Source organism: Micromonospora sp. NPDC051141 (genome assembly GCF_044455765.1).
GTDB lineage: Bacteria > Actinomycetota > Actinomycetes > Mycobacteriales > Micromonosporaceae > Micromonospora.
Window position 1 is genome coordinate 31,998 of the sequence record NZ_JBITFD010000019.1, and the last position, 19,342, is coordinate 51,339.

Here is a 19,342-nt window from a genome sequence, read left to right on the forward strand (position 1 = left end):
GGACGATCGGCGCACCGTCACCGGCACGGTGAGCCGCGCCGCCGGCGGAGCCGCGCTGGGTAAGGTGCCTCTTCATGAGAGCCCGGGTCCTGGCCGCCGTCACCGCCGTCACCCTGCTCGCGGCCGGTGCGCCCGCCCCGGCGCGGGGCGCTCCCGCGCCGGCTCCCGCTCCCGGCGCCGTGGCGGCCTGCCCACGGCTGCCCGCGCCGAAGGTGTCCCGGCCGCCGCGTCCCGTCCCACCGGCGGCGGTGCCCGAACAGCAGGTGGTGGGCGGCGAGACGCTGGCCGGTCCGGGCCTCGTCACGCCGCCCGGCAGTCCCGCGCCGCCCGCGGTCACCGCCACCACCTGGCTGGTCGCCGACCTGGACAGCGGCGCCGTGCTGGGCGCCTGCGGGCCGCACGCGTACGGCACCCCCGCCAGCACCCAGAAGCTGCTGCTGGCCGCCACCATGCTCAACCGCCTCGACCCGAAGCAGGTGGCCGTCGCCACCGCCGCCGACCTGGACATCGAGCCGGGCAGCTCGGCGGTGGGCCTGCTGGTCGGCGGGCGCTACCCGGTGGAGACGCTCTGGCTGGGCCTGCTGCTCCAGTCCGGCAACGACGCGGCGAACATGCTGGCCCGGCTGGGCGCCGGCAGTGCCCGGGCCGGGGTCGACCAGATGAACGCCGAGGCACGCCGGCTCGGCGCGCTCCAGACCCACGCCGTCACGCCGTCCGGCCTGGACGGCCCCGGGCAGTTCACCAGCGCGTACGACCTGGCGCTGATCGCCCGCGCCTGCTTCGCCGACCCCCGCTTCGGCCGGTACGCGATGACCGAGCGGGCCCAGATCCCGGCCCAGCCCGCGCTGAAGAAGGGCGGGTTCCAGATCCAGAACGAGAACCAGCTCATCTACCGCTATCCCGGCGCGCTGGGCGGCAAGACCGGCTTCACCGAGCTGGCCCGGCACAGCTATGTCGGCGCCGCCCAGCGCGGCGGGCGCCGGCTGGTGGTGACGCTGCTCGGCGCCGAGGCCCGCCCGGTACGCGGCTGGCAGCAGGGCGCGCAACTGCTCGACTGGGGCTTCGCGCTGCCCCGGGACGCGTCGGTCGGCCGGCTGGTCGACCCGGGTGAGCTGGACCAGCCGGCCGCGCCGGCGGCGACCCGGGAACCCGCGGCCGACGCGCCGGCGACGCCGACGCCCCGACCGTGGCGAGGGCCGGCCGGCACCGCGCTGCACCGGATGGCCGACGGTGACTGGACGCTCATCGTGCCGGCCGCCGGCCTGCTGGCGCTCGCCGTCGGCGGGACCGTGGCGGCGCTCGTCGCCCGGCGGGGCCGGTTCCGGCGGCCCGCGCGCCGCCGCGCCTGACCGCCGCGCCGCTCCCCTCGGACCCGCCGCCGGGCCGTGCTGACCGGGCCCCCGCTCGGATCGTCCGCCGGTCGCGTTGACAAGGGCCCGGTCCCCGCTCGGACCGCCCGTCCGGGCCTGACCGGTCCCGGGCCCGCCGCGTGGACGCCGTCCGGGCGGGTATGCGCCGCCCATGGCGCACCCGGGACGGATCGTGGTGGTCTCCGCGGACATCGGCGCCGGACACGACCGGGCCGCCGACGAGCTGGCGGAGCGCCTGCGCGGCCGGGGCTTCCAGGTGGACCGGTTGAACCTCCTGCACCTGCTGCCCGGACCGGTGCACCGCGCGGTGCGGGAGACGTACCGGGGGGTGTTGCACCGGCTGCCCCGGGGCTACCACCTGCTGTTCCGGCTGACCAGCCGGTCCCGGGTGTCCGTTCGCGCCATCCGTGCGCTGCTGCGCCCGTTCCGGACCCGGATCCGCCGCCGCATCCCACCGGACACGAGAGCGGTGGTGACCACCTACCCGTTCGCCAACCAGCTTCTCGGCCCGCTGCGGCGCGGCGGCCGGCTCCGTGTCCCGATCCTCACCTACGTGACCGATTTCGTGGTGCACCCGACCTGGCTCGCGCCGGGCGTGGACGTCTACTGCACGGTGCGGCACGCCGAGCTGCAACGGGATGCCGATGTCGACGTCGCGGTGGTCGAGCCGCTGGTCTCCCGGGCGTTCGCCGGCGGCGCCGGCCTCGACCGGCGGCGGGCCCGGGAGCGGTTCGGCCTGCCGCACGACGGCGTGCTCGCCCTGGTGGTGGCCGGCTCCTGGGGCGTCGGCGAGGTGGCGGCCACGGTGGCGGAGGTCGGCGCGACCGGGGCCCGGGCGGTGGTGGTGTGCGGGCGCAACGGGTCGCTGCGCCGGCGACTGAGCGGTCCGGGCCGGCACGTGCTGGGCTGGGTGGACGACATGCCGACGCTGATGCGGGCCGTGGACGTGGTGGTGGAGAACGCCGGCGGGCTGACCTGTCAGGAGGCGCTCGCGGCCGGGGTGCCGGTGGTCACCTACCGTCCCCTGCCGGGGCACGGGCGGGCGAACGCCGACGTCCTGGCCCGGTCCGGCCTCACCCGGTGGGCGGGCAGCCCGGAACAGCTCGGCCCGGTGCTCGCGGCGGTGCTCGACGCCGGCCCGCCGCCCCCGCCGCCGCACCGCGCCCCGCCGCCGGGGACCGCCGGGCCGCGCCCCGACCCCGCCCCCGAGGACCCGGCCGGGGCGCGCGCCGGCCCGGTGCCGGAGGACGCGGTCCGACTGGTCGCCGAGGCCGCGCGTCGGGCCGCCCCGGCCGGTCCGGCCGAGCCGGGGCGTCGGCCGCTGCTGGACCCGGTCGGCGACGCGGTGGCCGTCGTCGCCGCGTTGCTCCAGTCCACCGGTGGACTGCGGTGAGGACCGCCGCCCTGGCCGCCGCGGTGGTGCTGCCGCTGGCTCACGCGGCGCCGGCGGTCACCACGCTCCCGGCCCTTCGGCGGCGCCTGCTGCCCGGCCTGCACGGCCTCGGGCCGCCCGACCGGGTCGCGCTGACCTTCGACGACGGCCCGGACCCGGAGTCGACGCCCCACTTCCTGGACGTGCTGGCCGCGCACCGGGTCCGGGCCACGTTCTTCGTGCTCGGCGTGATGCTGCGGCGCCGACCGGACCTGGGCCGCCGGCTGGTGGCGGCCGGACACGAGGTGGCGCTGCACGGCTGGGCACACGACAACCTGCTGCTGCGCGGGCCGGCCGGCACCGTCCGCGACCTGACCCGCGCGTACGACCTGGTGGTGGACGTGACCGGCCGGCCGCCGGCGTTCCTGCGCCCGCCGTACGGGGTGCTCACCGGCGCGGCCCTGGTCGCCGCCCGGCGGCTGCGCCTGCGGCCGGTGCTGTGGAGCTGCTGGGGGCGGGACTGGACCACGTCGGCGACCGGGGACGGGGTCCGCCGCCGCGTCCTGGCCGGGTTGCGCGGCGGCGGCACGGTCCTGCTGCACGACTCCTCCTGCGCCGCCGCGCCGGACGCCTGGCGGGCCGGGCTCGCCGCGCTGCCCGGACTGCTCGCGGAGTGCCGTCACCGGGGATGGCGGGTCGGCCCGCTCGGCGGCCACGGGCTCGCGGCGCGCTGACCGCGGAGCCGGGACCCTACGCCACCACCCCGCCGCCGGGGCGCGAATCCCGGAGCCGGTGACCCGTTCGGGTCGGCGTGGCTAGCGTCCGGGACATGAGGACCTGGGGACCATCCGTGGCGCTGGCCGCCGCCCTGCTCCTGCCGCTGTCGACGCCGGTGACATCCGCCGTGGCGGCGATCCGGGCCGGCGGCCCGGCCCGCCGGTTGCCCGGTGGGGCGCCGCCCTGCCCCAACGTGCCGGCCCCGGTGACCCGTCCGCCGCAGCCCCCGCCGCCGCCCGACCGGGCGGCCCGGTCCGTCGGCGGCGCGGCGCTGGACACCGCCGGACTCGTCGTGCCGACCGCGGCGACCGCGACGCCGCCGCCGGTGACCGCGACCTCGTGGCTGGTCGCCGACCTGGACACCGGCGCGGTGCTCGGCGGCTGCGGCCCGCACGAGTACGGCGTCCCGGCCAGCGTGCAGAAGCTGCTGCTGGCCGCCACCGTGCTGCCCCGGCTGGACCCGGACCGGGAGGTCACCATGACCGCCGGCGACCTGGCGATCGAGCCGGGCAGTTCGGCGGTGGGGCTGGCCGAGGGCGGGCGCTACCGGATCGAGACGATCTGGCTGGGCCTGCTGCTCAAGTCGGGCAACGAGGCCGCCAACGCGCTGGCCCGGCTCGGCGGCGGCCCGGACGGGCTGGCCGGCGGCGTCCGCGCGATGAACGACGAGGCGCACCGGCTCGGCGCCCGGCAGACGCACGCGGTCACGCCGTCCGGGCTGGACGGCCCGGGGCAGTTCACCAGCGCGTACGACCTGGCGTTGATCGCCCGGGCGTGCTTCCGCGAGCCGGCCTTCCGGCGCTACACCGCCACCCGCACCGCGCAGGTGCCGGCCCAGCCGGCGCTGCACGAGAAGGCGTTCCAGATCCAGAACGACAACATGCTGCTGGACCACTATCCGGGCGCGCTCGGTGGCAAGACCGGCTTCACCGATCTGGCCCGGCACACGTACGTCGGCGCGGCCGAGCGCGGCGGACGCCGGCTGGTGGTGACGCTGCTCGGCGCGGAGATCCCCATCCAGCGCGGCTGGCAGCAGGGCGCGGCGTTGCTGGACTGGGGATTCGGGCTGCCCCGGGACGCGTCGGTCGGCCGCCTGGTGGAGCCGGGCGAGCTGGACCGCTCGCCGACGCCCGCCACCGGGCCCGCGTCGGCGCTGGCCGGGCACGCCGACCTGGGCGGCGGTGCGGCGCGGGCCGGCACCGGGTCGGGTGTCGGCGTGCCGCTGACGGTGGGCGCGGTGGTGGTGGTCGGGGGAGCGGTGCTGCTGGCCCGTCGCCGTCGGCACGCCGCGGCGGTGGCGCTGTCGGCCGCGCCCGGGCTGCGGAAGCCGGAAATTCCGGAAGGGGACTGAGAAGTCCGGCTGGTCAGCGGCCGGCGGGGGCCGCCGTGCTGTCCCGCACCACCAGTTCGGTGGCCAGTTCGATCCGGGGCGACTCGATCTCCTCACCCTGGGCCAGTCGCAGCACGGTGCGGGCCGCGAGGCGGCCCATCTCCACCAGCGGCTGGCGCACGGTGGTCAGCGGCGGCGAGGCCCACCGCGCCTCGGGCAGGTCGTCGAAGCCGACCACGGAGACGTCGTCGGCGACCCGCAGGCCGCGGCGGCGCACCGCCTCGTAGACGCCGAAGGCCATCTGGTCGCTGGCCGCGAAGATCGCGGTGGGCGGGTCGTCGAGGTCGAGCAGCGCGCCGCCGGCCGTGTAGCCGGCGGCGTGGTAGAAGTCGCCGGGGTGCACCAGCCGGTCGTCGGCCGGCACGCCGGCGGCGGCCAACGCGGCCCGGTAGCCGTCCAGCCGGGCCCGGCTGCACAGCAGGTGCGGCGGGCCGGCGACGAACCCGATCCGCTGGTGGCCGAGGCTCAGCAGGTGTTCGGTGGCGGACAGGCCGCCGGTCCAGTTGGTGGCGCCGATCGCCGGCACGTCCGTCCCGGCCACGCCGGCGTCCGGGTCGACCACCACCACCGGCACGTTGAGCCGGCGCAGTTGCGCGTGCACCGCCGGGCTCAGGTGCGAGGTCACCACGATCACCCCGTCGGAGGCGCGGGCGCGCAGGTTGTGCAGCCACTGCCGGGTGGAGCTGGACTCGCGGTGCACGGCCGACACGACGATGCCCACCCCGGCGGCGTGGCCGACGTCCTCCACCCCGCGGATGATCTCCACGGCCCAGGGGCTGTCCAGGTCGTTGAAGACCAGGTCGATCAGGTCCGCCCGGCGTACCGTGCGGCTGTTGCGGCGTCGGTAGCCGTGGTGGCGCAGCAGTTCCTCGACCCGCTCCCGGGTGTCCGGCGCGACGTCGGAACGCCCGTTGAGCACGCGCGACACGGTGGGCACGGAGACACCCGCCTCCCGTGCGATCGCGGTGATGGTCACCCTGCGCTCGTCGTCCGCGCTCACCCGTGTTCCCTTCGCCGGCTGCCGGACCGACCGGAAAACCGTCCCGCCCCACGGACATCTTGCCGTACGCCGAGGGCTTGACGACAGATCGACCCGGCCCTAGCGTTCGGACAACTTGCGGAAACCTTCCGGAAACGCGTCGGCGACCGTGCCGCGACGTGCCATGCCGACCCGACGAGGAAGCCCAGGCGTGTTCACCGACCTGACCGAGGCCGAGCTCCGCCAGCACCGCAGTGACCTGCGTGAACCCGCCGACTTCGACGCCTTCTGGGCCGAGACGCTGGCCGAGGCCCGCTCCTGCGGCGACCCGGTGACCGTGACCCCGGTGCCGACCCCGCTGGCGGCCGTGGACGTCTTCGACGTGACCTTTCCCGGGTTCGCCGGGCAGCCGGTCCGGGCCTGGCTGCGGGTGCCCCGCGGCGCGTCCACGCCGCTGCCGACCGTGGTGCAGTACGTCGGCTACGGCGGCGGACGGGGCCACCCGCTGGAGAACCTGCTCTGGTCCGCCGCCGGCTTCGCCCACCTCCAGATGGACACCCGTGGCCAGGGCTCGGGGTGGAGCCGCGGCGACACCCCGGACGTCGCGGCGGCCGGGCCGCAGGCGCCCGGCATGGCCACCCGGGGCGTGGAGGAGCCCCGCCGCTACTACTACCGGCGCTTCCTCACCGACGCGGTCCGGGCCGTCGACGCGGCCCGGGAACTGCCGGGTGTCGACCCGACCCGGATCGCCGTGCTGGGCCACAGCCAGGGCGGGGCCGCCGCGCTGGCCGCCGCCGCGCTGGCCCCGGGGGTGCGCGCGGCGGTGGCGTACGTGCCGTTCCTCTGCGACATCCCCCGCGCCGTGGGGCTCACCGACTCGGCGCCGTTCCGTGAGATCCGGGACTACCTGGCCGTGCACCGGGACCGGGCGGAACAGGTGTTCCACACGCTCGGCTACGTCGACGGCGTCGCGTTCGCCAGGCGCGCCGACGTGCCGGCCCGCTTCTCCGTCGCGCTGATGGACGAGATCGTCCCGCCGTCGACGGTCTACGCCGCGTACCACGACTACCGCGGCGAGAAGGAGTTGATGGTCTGGCGCTTCAACGGCCACGAGGCGGGCGGCATCGACGACGACGCCGCCGCGGTCGACTTCCTCCACGCGACGCTGGGGTAAGGAGGGCCCCTTGTTAACAGACGTCTGTTAACAAGGGGCCCCTCCTTACCCCGTGGTAGACACGGCAGCGTGCGCAGACGTACGGCAGTGGTCCTGGTCGTGGTGGTCGCGGCCCTCGCCGCCGGCTGCCAGCGACCCGCGCCGCGCCCGACGCCGTCGGCCACCCCGACCGGCCCCCGTGCCCCGGCCGACATCGTCGACCTGACCACCGTCGACGCGGGCGTGCGCACCGACATCCGGTACGCGGGCGCGCACAACTTCGTCGGCCGGCCGATCGACGGCTACCCCGAGCCGCTCTGCCTGCTCACCCGCCGGGCCGCGGCGGCGCTGAGCCGGGTGCAGGCCGCCGCGCTCGACCGCGGCCACAGCCTGAAGGTGTACGACTGCTACCGCCCGCAGCGGGCCGTGAACGAGTTCGTCGCCTGGGCGAAGCGCCCGCAGGAGCAACAGATGAAGGCGGAGTTCTACCCCGACGTGCCGAAGGAGCGGCTCTTCGCCGACGGCTACCTGGGCGCGCCCACCGCGCACAGCCGGGGCAGCACGCTCGACCTGACCCTGGTCCCGGCGCCCACCCCCACGCAGCCCGGCTACCGGCCGGGCCAGCCGCTGCTGCCCTGCACCGCGCCCGCCGGCCGGCGCTTCGCCGACGACTCGGTCGACATGGGCACCGGGTTCGACTGCTTCGACCCGCGCGCCCACACCGCGGCCCCGGGGCTCACCGACACCGCCCGCCGGAACCGGGCCCTGCTCAAGGAGTTGATGACGGCGCAGGGCTTCGAGAACTACCCCCGCGAGTGGTGGCACTACCGGTACGTGGACGAGCCGTACCCGGACACCTGGTTCGACTTCCCGGTGGCCCGCTCCTCGCTGCGGTAACCCGGTTGCCTCATGATCCACGACGGTTAGGCTCCGGAGGACCGACCCCGCCCCGGAAGGACGTCCCCGGTGACCATCGAACGGATCGGCCCGCCGCTGCGGGCCGGCGAGCGGGAGACGCTGCGCGCGTTCCTCGACTTCCACCGCGCCACGCTGGCCCGCAAGTGCGAGGGGCTGACCGACGAGCAGCTGCGCCGACAGTCCTCGCCGCCGTCCACGCTGTCCCTGCTCGGCCTGGTCCGGCACATGGCCGAGGTGGAACGCGCCTGGTTCCGTCGCGTCATCGCCGCCGAGGACGTGCCGCTGGTCTGGTCGGAGACCGACGACTACCAGGCGGCGTACGACGCACGCGAGGCCGACCGCGCGGAGGCGTTCGAGGCGTGGCAGCGGGAGGTCGCGCACGCCCGCCGGATCGAGCTCGCGGCCAAGTCGCTCGACGTGACCGGCCACCAGGCCCGCTGGGGCGAGGACGTCTCGCTGCGCCTGGTGATGCTGCACATGATCCACGAGTACGCCCGGCACAACGGCCACGCCGACCTGCTCCGGGAAGCCGTCGACGGCGCCGTCGGCGTGTGAGCGTGCCGGTCAGCGACCGCGCAACGGCAGCCAGGCGAGCACGTTGGCGATCTGGGCGTCCCAGTAGGCCCAGTCGTGGTCGCCGGGGGCGAAGTCCACGGTGAGCGGCAGGCCGCGCCGCCGGGCGGTGTCGACGAACCGGACGTTGTCCTCGTACAGGAAGTCCTCGGTGCCGCAGGCGACGTAGAGCGCGGGCAGGTCGTCGCCGGCCCGCTCCAGCAGCGCCACCGTGTCGTCCCCGTCCGGCGCCGGGCCGTCGCCCCAGACGGTGTGCCACACCGCCGGGTCGAGTGGGCTGGACGGGTGGTGCCGCCGGTGCACCACGTCGAGCGCGCCGGAGAGGCTGGCCGCCGCCGCGAACCGGTCCGGGTGGCGCAGCGCCCACTTCACCGCGCCGTAGCCGCCCATCGACAGGCCGGCCACGAACGTGTCCTCCCGGCGGGTGGAGAGCCGGAAGAAGGACCGGCAGACCTCGGGCAGTTCCTCGGTGAGAAAGGACCAGTACCGGTTGCCGTGCGCCTCGTCGCAGTAGAAGCTGCGCTGCGCCTGCGGCATCACCACGGCCAGCCCCAGCGGGGCGGCGTACCGTTCGACCGACGACCGCCGGGTCCACGCCGTGTCGTCGTCGCTGAGGCCGTGCAGCAGGTACAGCACCGGCGGATCTCCGTCGCCGGCCGCGCCGGCCATGCCGATCCCGGCCGCGCCCCGGTCGGGCAGCAGCACCGTCATCGAGGTGCCCATGCCGAGCGTCTCGGAGAAGAAGTCACACCGTATCCGCGCCATGAGCCGGCAGCGTACCGGTGGTCCGATGGGGGCGGATTGACCGTTCCTATTGCCGCGGGCCCTTCGCGCGGGACAGGATGGGCATGCATGCCGGAAACGTGTTCGTAACCTGCGCGTTGCTGGTCTCTGTCACGAGGAAGTGGGAGTCAGTCATGAGCGACGTCTCGGCGGCACTGGGTGTGCGCCTCTACCCGGATCTGGTCGAGCCCGGCGGTCTGGCTCCCGCGCTCGCGCAGACCGCGACCGCCCACCAGCTCGACATCGGGCGGGTCAGCGCTCCCGAGCAGGGCCGCAGCCGGTTCACCTGCGCCGAGCTGACCTCCGACCGGGGCGTGGTCTGCGTGAGCCTCGGCGCCCAGGCCCGCTACTTCATGATCGACCTGCGGGTCGACGGCGAGGTGCAGGCCCGGGGCGACGCCACCGACCTGCTCCAGGTCGCCCAGGTGGCCGCCGCCTGGCGGTCCGGCACCACGCTCACCGACCTCACCGCTCGTTTCCCCTTCATGGAGGAGATGAAGCGTCACCCGGTGGCCCAGGCCGGCTAGGGCCGGTGGCCCGGCCCGCGTCAGCGGGTGAGGCCGACCGCCGCCGCCAGGTGCGCCACGCCGGCCGGCGCGGGTCCGCCGCGCGCCACCTCGGCCAGCACGGTACGCGCCACCGGCCGCATCCGGACCTCGGCCGGCGCGAGCCGGTCGGCCTCGGTCAGGGCCCGGCCCGCCCGCAGCAGGTCACCGATCTGGAGGTACGCCCGCGCGGCGTCGACCAGGTGCGCGGCGCGATGCTCGACGGGCAACCACCGCCAGCCCGCCGACCGGATCGCCGTCTCGTGCCGGGTGACCGCCTCGGCGCCGTCGCCGAGTTCGACGGCCACCGTCACGTGTGCCACCTGCACGGCAGCCGGCCCGAACCCGTCGAGGTGGGGGTCGGCCCGCCCGGCGATCCCGGCGGCCACCCCCAGCCACTCCGCCGCGCTGCGCGCGTCGCCGCAGGACGCCGCCGCGAGCGCCGCCTCGACCCACAGTGTCCCGGCCAGGGCCGCTCCGACGGGCGAACCGCCACGCGCCGCCGGGGCGCCGGTCCGGTTCGCGGCGGCGATCGTCACCGTCGTCGCCAGCCGCCCCCGCCCCGTGGCGCGCAGCGCCTGCCCGAGCGGCACCGCGGCAACCGCCGTCCACCTCGGATCACCGGCCGCCACCGTCACCGCCCGGTCGGCCGCCAGCCACGCCAGGTCCGGCTCGCCGAGTTTCACCAGCACCGACGCCGTGATCCGGTACGCCCGCACCAGCAGCCCGCCGGCGCCGTCGCCGTCCCCGGCGTGCGCCGCCCGGGTCGCGTCGAGCAGTTCCGGCACCAGGCGCAGCACCTGCGGATAGCGTGCGTGCCGGTACGCCGACCACGCATGATCCACCCGCCGGCCCAACTCGTCCGTGGACGCCGAATCCTGGCGGCCGGAACCGGCCGGGAACAGGTCGTAGCGCGCCAACGCCGCGCGTACCCCGTCCACCCCCTCGTCGCCAAGGACCGGCGGCGGATCCTCCCGGCCGAGCAGCGTCGCCGGTTCCACCCGCAGCACCCGGGCGACATCCTGGATGACGGAGAAGCGGTCCAGAGCGCGTACGCCGCGTTCGACCTTGTCGACCCAGCTCTTCGACTTGCCCAACCGGTCGGCCAGCATCTGCTGGGTCATCCGACGCCGGACCCGCCACTGCGCGACGCGGCGGCCGACCGGCACGTCACCGCCGGTCATGCCGCCGGTCCGGCACCGCCCGGGTCGTCTCCTCGACCGGTATCCGGTCCGCCTCGGCCTGCGCGAGCAGCCGCTGCCGCGCCGCCTCCCGTTCGGCGGCCTGAATCTGCTCGCCCCGATCAGCAGTCGGCCTGTCGCCACGCTTCGGCATCGCCACCTCCATCGGCGGAGGCGCGTCGACGCGCCTCACCAGCACAGGTTGCGGTGACTCAGGGTGATCAGAAAGGTGCGGATGGTGCGATCCGGAGATCGTGAGTCATCGACTCGGACGCGTTGTACCAGTCACCGCACACCACCCATCAGCTCGGCCAGCGCGGCCAGCTCGTCCGTCATCGCCCGGCGGCGTCCGGTGGCGATGGTGTCCACGATGTCCCGCGCGTACCGCTGCTGCCGCAGCCAGGTCGGCGCCGTGTCGCGCAACTGTGTCAACACCGCTGTCGCTTTCCCGTAACGCCGCAGATCCGCGTATGCCCACGCCAGGTCCAGTCGGTGCCGGCGCCATGCCGACGTGCTGATGGTGGGCGCCGGCGGCACCGACGCGGACAGCTCCAGCACCCGTCCCGCCTCACCGGCCACCGCCGCCGCTTCCGCCCGCTGCATCTGCACCTTGGCGCTGTCGAAGCCACCCACCAGCATCAACTGGTCCGCCGCCGGTATCCGCTCACCGATCCGGACCGCGGCGGCAGCGGCGACGCCGATCAGGTCGGCCACCTCGTCCGGCCGGTTGTCCCGGGCCCGCGCGGCGGCGGCGCCCAGCAGCAACCACCCCCACGCGGCCAGGTCGGCGGGCGTCGCCCGGGACAACCGCGGCTCCACCTCGTCGGCGGTGACCACCGCCAGTTCGGCCGCCTCGCTGATCCGGCCCTGACGCATCAGCAGCCAGCACATCGTCCGGATGACGGTCGCCGCCACCACCTGGTCCCCGGAGCGCTGCGCGGCGTCGAGGGCACCCGAGAGCGCGGTCTGCGCCAGGTCGTCGGCGCGAAGTTGGATCAGCAGACCGCCGGCCAGGTGATACGTGCGGGCGAGCAGGTCGTACGCCTCGGCCTGCCGCTCGTCGCCGGCCAGACCGACCGCCGCGCGCACGTCGACCAGCAACGGCGGCACCACCCGCAACGCCACCGCGTAGTCACCGGCGTTGTAGACCCGATCGGCGGCGTGCAGGTTCCCGCGCAACGTGCGGAGGTCGGGTGGCTCGCTCCGCGGCACCATGAACGGCGTGCCGTCGATTCCCCGCAGCGGGGTGACGACCCGGCGGATCTCCGCCAGCGACAATGGCCGGTGCTCCGCCTCGCCGCGCGCGGCGGCCTGCGACGCGTCGCCGAGCAACCCGGACGTCGACACACCCAGGGCCCGCGCGAGCGCATGCAGCGTGTCGAGGCGAGCCGTGCCCCGGCTGCCCTGCTCCAGCTTCCGGATCACCTCGACGCTGACCCCGGAGCGCTCGGCCAGTTGCTCCTGGGTCAGCCGCGACTCACGACGGAGCCCGGCGAGACGCTCCCCGACGGTGGGTTCAGCCATGCCATCTCCCGCTGCCGCAACGACCGGCCGCCCATCGACGTGCAGGCGGATGAGCTGCCACTTCGGACGGTACACCGGTCTGAGCTGTGCGTGACGTCCCGCGGGTGGGATCGACTCAGGTTCGCCGACGTGGTGGTATCACGCCGCCGCGTGCGCTACACGGACAGCTCGCGGACGGCGGTCTCCGCCTGGTCGACGAGCGTGGCCGTGCGGGTGGCTCGGCCGAGACTCTGGACCCGCTCGTAGAGGTCGAGGGCTTCGGTGGTGTCCCCGGTGTCCGCGAGCGCCGCCGCGAGGCGTAGGAGATAGGGACCCGTCCACGCGGCCCCGGCCGCCTCTGCCGGCAGCCCGGCCAGCCCGCGCCGGAGATGCTCGATGGCGTCCGCGTCGCGGCCGAGGAGCCGGTACGCGAGTCCACGTTGCATGGTGAGATAGGCGGGCGAGTGGAAGTAGATCCACGGCGGCTCCCGGTCGAGGGCCTGACCGGCCGCCTCGTGCAGGTCGGCGGCTCGATCGAGCAGCCCGGTCACGGCGCTCGCCTCCCCGGTCAGGGCATGACCACGGGCCTGCTGCTGGACCGCGATCGCTCGCACACCCGGGCTTGCCGGCTGCCGGGCCGCTGCTGCGGAAAGGTCGATGACCGCATCCACGCGGCGTTCCGACCAGGCCAGGTGCCCCCGCATGCTGAGTACGGTGGCGATCATGTCCGGGTTGCCGGCTTCCGTACTCCACTCCAGCGCGGTGCGGTACCAACGCCCGGCAAGACGCCGCCGATCACTCGCGGCGTGCAGCCAGCCGCCGAACTGTGCCCACTGCGCGGCGACGTCGACCACCTGTGGTCGGAGGGTGCCAGTGGCCTCGGCTACCAGCGTGGTCAGCATGTCCAGTTGGGCGCGGACCGTCGGCAGCAGCGATGTGGAGCCGAGGGTGTCTTCGAGCCGGCGGTGGGCGGCGAGCGACTCTGCCAGGGCATGCAGCGTCACGTGGTCGACCCGGCGGGGATGTCGGGCAACGTAGGCCAACCGCTCCGGATCGGCCGGGGCGGCAGCCTGGTGGTGCCGCATGCCGGCTAGCAGGCCGTTGGCTCGGAGCGCGGTGTCGAGCCGGCCGACCAGGTCGACTGTCGGCTGACGTCGTCCCGTCTCCAGGTCGTGCAGGTGACCTCGGCTGGAGAGGACGAGTGGAGCGAGCTGCCGCAGCGAGAGCCCTGCCGACATGCGGAGCCGGCGTAGCTCAGGACCGAATCGGCCATCCCAGACAGGCGGCACGGGCGTCACCCCCAAACTCCACTGACGCGGCAGCCTGCCCGACGCGACGTAGAAGGCCACTTCGGACGGTACACCGGTCTGAGCTGTGCGTGACGTCCCGCGGGTGGGATCGACTCCGCTACGCCGAAGTGGTGGCATCACGCGGTTGGCCATGCCGCCACTTCGGCGAAGTGGTGCCGATCAACGCCCTCGTGAATATCGCGTTGCCGGCCGGATGACGCGGCCGTACCGTGAACGGGCAACGTCAACCGGTTCCAGCCCCCAGGAGCACACCGTGTCGCGGCAGAATCGCACCCGAGCCGAGCGGCCCGCGCCGCGCGCCGGTGCCCTGCTGCCCGAACCGGGCCGCGGTGGCCGCCGGGAACAGCGGTGGCAACCGGGGTGGTGGCGCGCCTAGCGCCGATGCGACGATCCGCGCGAACCGCCCGCCCCAGACCGGAGCCGGGCGGTTCTCCGTGTCCGGGGCGCATTCCGGCACGGACACCAGCACCGCCCGGGACGTCCGTCCCGACACGGGCCGTTGGAGCAAACGGGCAGCTCACCCGGTTCTCACCCGGGAGGCTACGGGTTCGAGTCCCGTACGGCCCACATCCCACGAGCAAGGAGACGATCATGGGTTTCACCCCGCTGGCCGGTACCCGGGCGCCGGTCCGGGTCTGGACCGACCCGTACGCGATCGAGGCGCAGGCGGCCCGGCAGCTTCGCAACATCGGCGCGCTGCCCTGGGTGCAGGGCGTCGCGGTGATGCCGGACGTGCACTTCGGCAAGGGCGCGACGGTCGGCTCGGTCATCGCCATGCGGCAGGCCGTCTCGCCGGCCGCGGTCGGTGTGGACATCGGCTGCGGCATGTCCGCGGTGCGGACCTCGCTCACCGCCGCCGACCTGCCCGACGACCTCGGGCCGCTGCGCTCGGCGATCGAGGCGGCGATCCCGGTCGGGTTCGCGATGCGCGACGACGCGGTCGACCCGCGTCGGGTGCGGGGCCTGGAGCAGGCCGGCTGGGTCGACTTCTGGCGTCGGTTCGGCACGCTCGACCGGAGGGTGGCGCAGCTCGAGACGCGGGCGCAGCGGCAGCTCGGCACGCTCGGCGGCGGCAACCACTTCATCGAGGTCTGCCTGGAGCAGGGCGGCCCGGACGACGGTCGGGTCTGGCTGATGCTGCACTCCGGTTCCCGCAACATCGGCAAGGAGTTGGCCGAGCGGCACATGGCGGTGGCGCGCGGGCTGCCGCACAACACCGACCTGCCCGACCGTGACCTGGCGGTGTTCCTGTCCGGCACGCCGGAGATGGACGCCTACCGCCGGGACCTGTGGTGGGCGCAGGAGTACGCGCGGCGCAACCGGGCGGTCATGCTGGCGCTGCTCTGCCAGGTGGTCCGGGACGCGTTCCCGCTGGTCGGCTACGACGAGCCGATCTCCTGCCACCACAACTACGTGGCGGAGGAGCGCTACGACGGGGTGGAGGTGCTGGTGACGCGGAAGGGGGCGATCCGGGCCGGCGACGGCGACCTGGGCATCATTCCCGGCTCGATGGGTACCGGCTCGTACATCGTGCGCGGCAGGGGCAACCTCGACGCGTACTGCTCGGCGTCGCACGGCGCGGGGCGGCGGATGTCGCGGGGGCAGGCGAAGCGGACGTTCAGCACGGCCGACCTGGCCGCGCAGACCGCCGGCGTGGAGTGCCGCAAGGACGCCGGGGTGGTCGACGAGATCCCGGCCGCCTACAAGGACATCACCGAGGTGATGGCCCAGCAGGAGGACCTGGTCGAGGTGGTCGCCCACCTCAAGCAGGTCGTCTGCGTGAAGGGCTGACCGGCGGGGCCGGCGTCGAGGGGGCGCCGGCCCTACCGGGTACGCCGGGCGACGCGCACGGCGACGGCGACCGCGCCGATGACGAGCAGCGCGGACAGGAGCTGGAGGCCGGGGGAGTCGTCGACTTCCCCGTACCCGAAGCCGGCGACGCCGAGCGCGACGGCGAGGACGGCCAGGGCGGTGAGCGCGTATCTCATGCTTCCTCCCCGTCGGCGACCCATTCGAGCAGGTCGCCGGGTTGGCAGTCGAGGACCCGGCACATGGCCTCCAGGGTGCTGAACCGGACGGCCTTGGCGCGGCCGTTCTTGAGCACCGCGACGTTGGCCGGGGTGAGCCCGACCCGCTCGGCGAACTCGCCGACGCTCATCTTGCGTTTGGCCAGCTCGACGTCGATGCGGACGACGATGGGCATCAGATCACCGCTTCCATGTCGGTGCGCAGCGTGGTGGCCTGCCGCAGCAGCGCGCGCATCACCACCATCAGCAGCCCGAGCACGCTGACGCCGGTGGTGAGCAGGAACAGCAGCAGCGGCAGCCCCGGGTCGTTCGCGTGGAACCCGACGTAGAGGAAGACGGCGACCAGGCTCGCCCAGGCGGCGGCGACGGCCCAGACGATCCCGTCGACCCAGGCCAGCGACGCCTCGGTGAAGATGCGGTCGGTGCGGACCAGGGTGAGCAACTGCCAGGTGCACATGATCACCACCTGCACGCAGAGCACCCAGAACACGGTCACCGCGGTGGCCGGCCAGCGCAGGTATGCCATCTCCGGATCCTCCCGGGCCAGGTGCGCGAACTGGCCCGGCAGCGACATGGTCTGGAACAGCAGCAGAATGCCGAACAGCAGGACGAGGAAGGCACGCAGTGCGGTCACCGCACGTTCGGTAGTCACCATGAATCGACTATCACTCGTAAGCTATCGAAAGTCAATCGGTTCGGGGTTCATCCGTGCACCGGGTGCTCGGCCTGGAAGGCCAGCCGATGGTCCGCGCCGGCGGCCAGGTCGGCCAGCACGTCGTCGAGGTCCAGGAACGTCTGCCAGGGCTCCTGCCCGGTGATGTCGGCGAGTCGGTCCACCACGAGCTGCTCCAGGTCGGTGACCCGCCGGCCCTTCCACACCTTGTCGGCGAGGCTGACCAGCAGATCCTCCAACTGCACGCCGGGGGAGTGCCAGGCGGCGTGGGTGACCGCGAAGCGGGCCCGCTCCTCGGGCACGCCGAAGCGCAGCAGCAACTGGTAGCCCGCCTCCTCGTGCGCCGAGCCGGGACCGGTCAGCTCGGCCGGGTGCTCGACCTTGCCGAGGTCGTGCACCGCGGCGCCGAAGAGCACCGCCTGCCTGTCGAACGGCACCGCGGCGAAACGCTCGGCGAACGCGGCGGTGAGGTGCCAGGCGACGTCGTGCACCAGCCGCAGGTGCGCGCCGAGCCGGGGCGGCGCGGACAGGGCGGCCAGCAACTCGACCGCCACCCCGGGCAGCGGGAGCAGCGGCGGGTCACCCGGTTCGGTCAGGGCACGGCGCAACGCGTCGGAGGTCACCGGGGCGAGGGTACCGGGCGTCGACGCCGCTCACCCCGCGTCCTGACCGAGTGGCCGACGGTGAACGGTCCGCTCGCCCGATCCCCGCGTCTCCGTCCTGTCAGGAGGGTGGAGCGATGTCTACCACGGGGGATTTCGCATGATCGAGTTGAACCGTCGTCATCTGCTGCGCGTCGCCGCGCTGACCGGCGTGGCCGCCACGACCGGACTGGCCGGCGGGACGGCCGCCGCGACACCGGCCGCCGCTGCTGAGACCGTCAACGGGCCCTGGCTGGTCAGCGTCGGCTGGGGAGTGCGCCAGGTCGACCCCGGCCGCACCACCCCGCGATGGCTGCTGGAGGACGGCGACCACGCCAAGACCTCACCCGACGGCCGGTACGTGGCCTGGGTGAACACCGCCTGGTCGGGCGACGGCACGCTGCTGCCCTACGTGGCGGTCCACGACCGGGTCACCGGCCAGAGGCGCACGCTGCTCGCCGACCCGCCCGGCGTTCACTACGGCGCGCCCACCTGGTCGCCGGACGGCCGGGAGATCGCCCTGGTCACCGGCGCGCAGGACGACACGCTGATCGCTGTCGACGTGGCGACCGGCGCCACCCGGGTGCTGGCCCAGGGGCACGTCATGCGGGACCCGGACTGGTCCCGGGACGGCTCCATGATCGTCCTGCACTGGCTCAGCCGCTCCGAGGGCTGGCAGTTGCGGGTGCTGGAGCTGGCGACCGGCACCGTCCGGCGGCTCTACGCGCCGCAGGCGGGAGAGCGGGTCAGCGGGCCGGTGTTCACGCCCGACTCCCAGCGCGTGGTGTTCTGCACCACCCGCTGGTATCCCGACCGGGACACCTACAACCAGTCGCTGGCGTCGGTGCGGCTCGGCGGCACCGGGCTGAAGCAGCTCACCGACCAACCGCGGTTCTACCTGTCGCCGGTGTTCTCCCCGGACGGCCGTTACTGCGCGGCGCTGTCCATCCCGCCGGAGAACACCGAGCCCGACGGTGGCAACATCATCGTCTCCACCAGCGGCTTCGGTGAGCCGTGGTGGATCCCCGGCGACGAGTACGACGACAGCACCCGGCTGGACTGGGCCCGGGCGCTCACCACGGAGGTGCCCGCATGAGCGCGATGAACCGTCGAGCCCTGCTGCGCGCCGCCGTGCTCACCGGCGCCGCCGCCGCGACCGGGCTGGCCGGAGGACTGGTCGCCGGCGCGCCGGCCGCCGCCGACGACGTGGTGAACGGGCCGTGGATCGTCACCGGCCCCGGCGTGCTCCAGATCAACCCCGGCCGGACCACCCCGCAGGTGCTGCTCTCCCAGGGCAACGCCGCGACCGCCTCCCCGGACGGCCGCCACCTGGCCGTACTCGGCCAGAAACCCGGCCCGGCCTTCGACCCCACCCTCGACCTGTACGACCGGGTCACCGGGCAGAGCCGCACGCTGATCACCGACCCGTTCGGCGTCTACTACGAGTGGCCGACCTGGTCCCCGGACGGCACCGAGATCGCGCTGCTGGTCAACCACAACACGCTGATCGCGGTGAACGTGGCCACCGGCGCCCGCCGCGTCCTCGTCGCGGGCCACGACATGGCGCGACCGAACTGGTCCCGCGACGGCTCGCTGATCGTGATGGAGTGGTCGAGCCGGTCCGAGGGGCGCCAACTGCGGACCCTGGAGCTGGCCACCGGCAAGGTGCGCCGGATCTACCAACCCGATCCGGGCGAGTTGTTCGGCTGGCCGGTCTTCACCCCGGACACCGGCCGGGTGGTGTTCGTGAGCAACCACTGGACCCGTGACGTCGACGTCTTCGGCGGCTCGCTCGGCTCGGTGCGCGTCGACGGCACCGGTCTCAGGCGGCTCACCGACGAACCGCGCTTCTTCCAGTCGCCGGTGTTCTCCCCGGACGGGCGCTACTGCGCGGCGCTGTCGGTGCCGCCCACCAACCCGGAACCCGACGGCGGCAACATCATCGTCTTCACCAGCGGCTTCGGTGAGCCGTGGTGGATCCCCGGCGACGAGTACGACGACTCCTCCCGGGTGGACTGGGCGCGGGCCATCTGACCCGCCCGGACGACGCGGCGGCCGGGCCACGGCCGCCGCGTCAACGTATCCGGGGTGGAGATCCCCGCAACCGGGCGCGCGTGGTGCGAGGCTTGGGGTGGACGCCGCCGACG

Annotated in this window: 21 protein-coding genes and 1 tRNA gene; 12 read left to right on the forward strand and 10 right to left on the reverse strand. The window is 74.6% G+C overall.

Annotated elements, in window-relative coordinates; translation table 11 throughout:
* Positions 1-74 precede the first annotated feature (74 nt).
* The 4 genes from ACIA6B_RS28695 (at position 75) to ACIA6B_RS28710 (ending at position 4,870) form a co-directional block, all read left to right on the forward strand.
* Positions 75-1,349 (forward strand): D-alanyl-D-alanine carboxypeptidase family protein, encoded by a 1,275-nt coding sequence (locus ACIA6B_RS28695; RefSeq protein ID WP_396778058.1) that lies wholly within the window; start codon positions 75-77, stop codon positions 1,347-1,349.
* 172 nt (positions 1,350-1,521) lie between these two features.
* A complete protein-coding gene (locus ACIA6B_RS28700) occupies positions 1,522-2,763 on the forward strand; it encodes a glycosyltransferase (protein WP_396778059.1) in 1,242 nt (413 codons plus the stop codon).
* A complete protein-coding gene (locus tag ACIA6B_RS28705) occupies positions 2,760-3,476 on the forward strand; it encodes a polysaccharide deacetylase family protein (RefSeq protein WP_396778061.1) in 717 nt (238 codons plus the stop codon). The genes ACIA6B_RS28700 and ACIA6B_RS28705 overlap by 4 nt, the downstream gene beginning before the upstream one ends.
* Before the next feature lie 95 nt (positions 3,477-3,571).
* The gene (locus tag ACIA6B_RS28710) at positions 3,572-4,870 is read left to right on the forward strand and encodes a D-alanyl-D-alanine carboxypeptidase family protein (protein ID WP_396778062.1); all 1,299 of its coding nucleotides are present in this window, start codon (positions 3,572-3,574) and stop codon (positions 4,868-4,870) included.
* A 13-nt stretch (positions 4,871-4,883) separates the two neighbouring features.
* Here the strand turns inward: ACIA6B_RS28710 and ACIA6B_RS28715 are convergent, their stop codons facing one another.
* Positions 4,884-5,909: a LacI family DNA-binding transcriptional regulator gene (locus ACIA6B_RS28715; RefSeq protein ID WP_396778064.1), complete on the reverse strand. Its 1,026-nt coding sequence runs from the start codon at positions 5,907-5,909 to the stop codon at positions 4,884-4,886.
* Positions 5,910-6,099: 190 nt separating this feature from the next.
* Between ACIA6B_RS28715 and ACIA6B_RS28720 the strand changes: the two genes are divergently transcribed.
* The 3 genes from ACIA6B_RS28720 to ACIA6B_RS28730 all read left to right on the forward strand — a co-directional run bounded on the left by ACIA6B_RS28720 (position 6,100) and on the right by ACIA6B_RS28730 (position 8,514).
* Positions 6,100-7,062, forward strand: coding sequence for an acetylxylan esterase (locus ACIA6B_RS28720; RefSeq protein ID WP_396778066.1), 963 nt, complete (start codon positions 6,100-6,102; stop codon positions 7,060-7,062).
* A 69-nt stretch (positions 7,063-7,131) separates the two neighbouring features.
* Positions 7,132-7,938 carry a M15 family metallopeptidase gene (locus ACIA6B_RS28725; RefSeq protein ID WP_396778068.1) on the forward strand — a complete coding sequence of 269 codons (807 nt, stop codon included), beginning with the start codon at positions 7,132-7,134 and terminating at the stop codon, positions 7,936-7,938.
* A gap of 69 nt (positions 7,939-8,007) precedes the next feature.
* Positions 8,008-8,514 (forward strand): DinB family protein, encoded by a 507-nt coding sequence (locus tag ACIA6B_RS28730; protein WP_396778069.1) that lies wholly within the window; start codon positions 8,008-8,010, stop codon positions 8,512-8,514.
* A gap of 9 nt (positions 8,515-8,523) precedes the next feature.
* Here the strand turns inward: ACIA6B_RS28730 and ACIA6B_RS28735 are convergent, their stop codons facing one another.
* Positions 8,524-9,297, reverse strand: a complete 774-nt coding sequence (locus ACIA6B_RS28735) for an alpha/beta hydrolase (RefSeq protein WP_396778071.1) — start codon at positions 9,295-9,297, stop codon at positions 8,524-8,526.
* A 152-nt stretch (positions 9,298-9,449) separates the two neighbouring features.
* Between ACIA6B_RS28735 and ACIA6B_RS28740 the strand changes: the two genes are divergently transcribed.
* Positions 9,450-9,842, forward strand: coding sequence for a hypothetical protein (locus ACIA6B_RS28740; protein WP_396778073.1), 393 nt, complete (start codon positions 9,450-9,452; stop codon positions 9,840-9,842).
* 20 nt (positions 9,843-9,862) lie between these two features.
* On the opposite strand, the gene ACIA6B_RS28745 is transcribed toward ACIA6B_RS28740, so the two are convergent.
* The 4 genes from ACIA6B_RS28745 to ACIA6B_RS28760 all read right to left on the reverse strand — a co-directional run bounded on the left by ACIA6B_RS28745 (position 9,863) and on the right by ACIA6B_RS28760 (position 13,986).
* On the reverse strand, positions 9,863-11,044 hold the full coding sequence (locus ACIA6B_RS28745; protein WP_396778075.1) for a helix-turn-helix domain-containing protein: 1,182 nt from the start codon (positions 11,042-11,044) through the stop codon (positions 9,863-9,865).
* On the reverse strand, positions 11,031-11,234 hold the full coding sequence (locus tag ACIA6B_RS28750) for a hypothetical protein (RefSeq protein WP_396778076.1): 204 nt from the start codon (positions 11,232-11,234) through the stop codon (positions 11,031-11,033). Before ACIA6B_RS28750 ends, ACIA6B_RS28745 begins: the two co-directional genes overlap by 14 nt.
* 92 nt (positions 11,235-11,326) lie before the next feature.
* Positions 11,327-12,565, reverse strand: a complete 1,239-nt coding sequence (locus tag ACIA6B_RS28755) for a helix-turn-helix domain-containing protein (RefSeq protein ID WP_396778078.1) — start codon at positions 12,563-12,565, stop codon at positions 11,327-11,329.
* 155 nt (positions 12,566-12,720) lie between these two features.
* A complete protein-coding gene (locus tag ACIA6B_RS28760; protein ID WP_396778079.1) occupies positions 12,721-13,986 on the reverse strand; it encodes a helix-turn-helix domain-containing protein in 1,266 nt (421 codons plus the stop codon).
* A gap of 361 nt (positions 13,987-14,347) precedes the next feature.
* Between ACIA6B_RS28760 and ACIA6B_RS28765 the strand changes: the two genes are divergently transcribed.
* A tRNA-Glu gene (locus ACIA6B_RS28765) sits at positions 14,348-14,421 on the forward strand.
* 24 nt (positions 14,422-14,445) lie between these two features.
* Positions 14,446-15,645 carry an RtcB family protein gene (locus ACIA6B_RS28770; RefSeq protein ID WP_396778081.1) on the forward strand — a complete coding sequence of 400 codons (1,200 nt, stop codon included), beginning with the start codon at positions 14,446-14,448 and terminating at the stop codon, positions 15,643-15,645.
* Positions 15,646-15,677: 32 nt separating this feature from the next.
* On the opposite strand, the gene ACIA6B_RS28775 is transcribed toward ACIA6B_RS28770, so the two are convergent.
* Genes ACIA6B_RS28775 through ACIA6B_RS28790 form a run of 4 tightly spaced genes read right to left on the reverse strand, consistent with a single transcriptional unit; the run spans position 15,678 to position 17,177 of the window.
* Positions 15,678-15,842, reverse strand: coding sequence for a hypothetical protein (locus ACIA6B_RS28775; protein ID WP_396778082.1), 165 nt, complete (start codon positions 15,840-15,842; stop codon positions 15,678-15,680).
* On the reverse strand, positions 15,839-16,057 hold the full coding sequence (locus ACIA6B_RS28780) for a helix-turn-helix transcriptional regulator (protein WP_107158121.1): 219 nt from the start codon (positions 16,055-16,057) through the stop codon (positions 15,839-15,841). Before ACIA6B_RS28780 ends, ACIA6B_RS28775 begins: the two co-directional genes overlap by 4 nt.
* Complete coding sequence (locus tag ACIA6B_RS28785) at positions 16,057-16,536, reverse strand: DUF2975 domain-containing protein (protein WP_396778084.1); 480 nt, start codon at positions 16,534-16,536, stop codon at positions 16,057-16,059. Before ACIA6B_RS28785 ends, ACIA6B_RS28780 begins: the two co-directional genes overlap by 1 nt.
* A gap of 47 nt (positions 16,537-16,583) precedes the next feature.
* Entirely contained in the window at positions 16,584-17,177 is a 594-nt protein-coding gene (locus tag ACIA6B_RS28790; RefSeq protein WP_396778086.1) for an HD domain-containing protein, read from the reverse strand.
* Positions 17,178-17,316: 139 nt separating this feature from the next.
* Here ACIA6B_RS28790 and ACIA6B_RS28795 point away from each other — a divergent pair, with 139 nt between their 5' ends.
* Positions 17,317-18,291, forward strand: coding sequence for a TolB family protein (locus ACIA6B_RS28795; protein ID WP_396778088.1), 975 nt, complete (start codon positions 17,317-17,319; stop codon positions 18,289-18,291).
* Entirely contained in the window at positions 18,288-19,229 is a 942-nt protein-coding gene (locus ACIA6B_RS28800; protein WP_396778089.1) for a TolB family protein, read from the forward strand. The genes ACIA6B_RS28795 and ACIA6B_RS28800 overlap by 4 nt, the downstream gene beginning before the upstream one ends.
* Positions 19,230-19,342 lie beyond the last annotated feature (113 nt).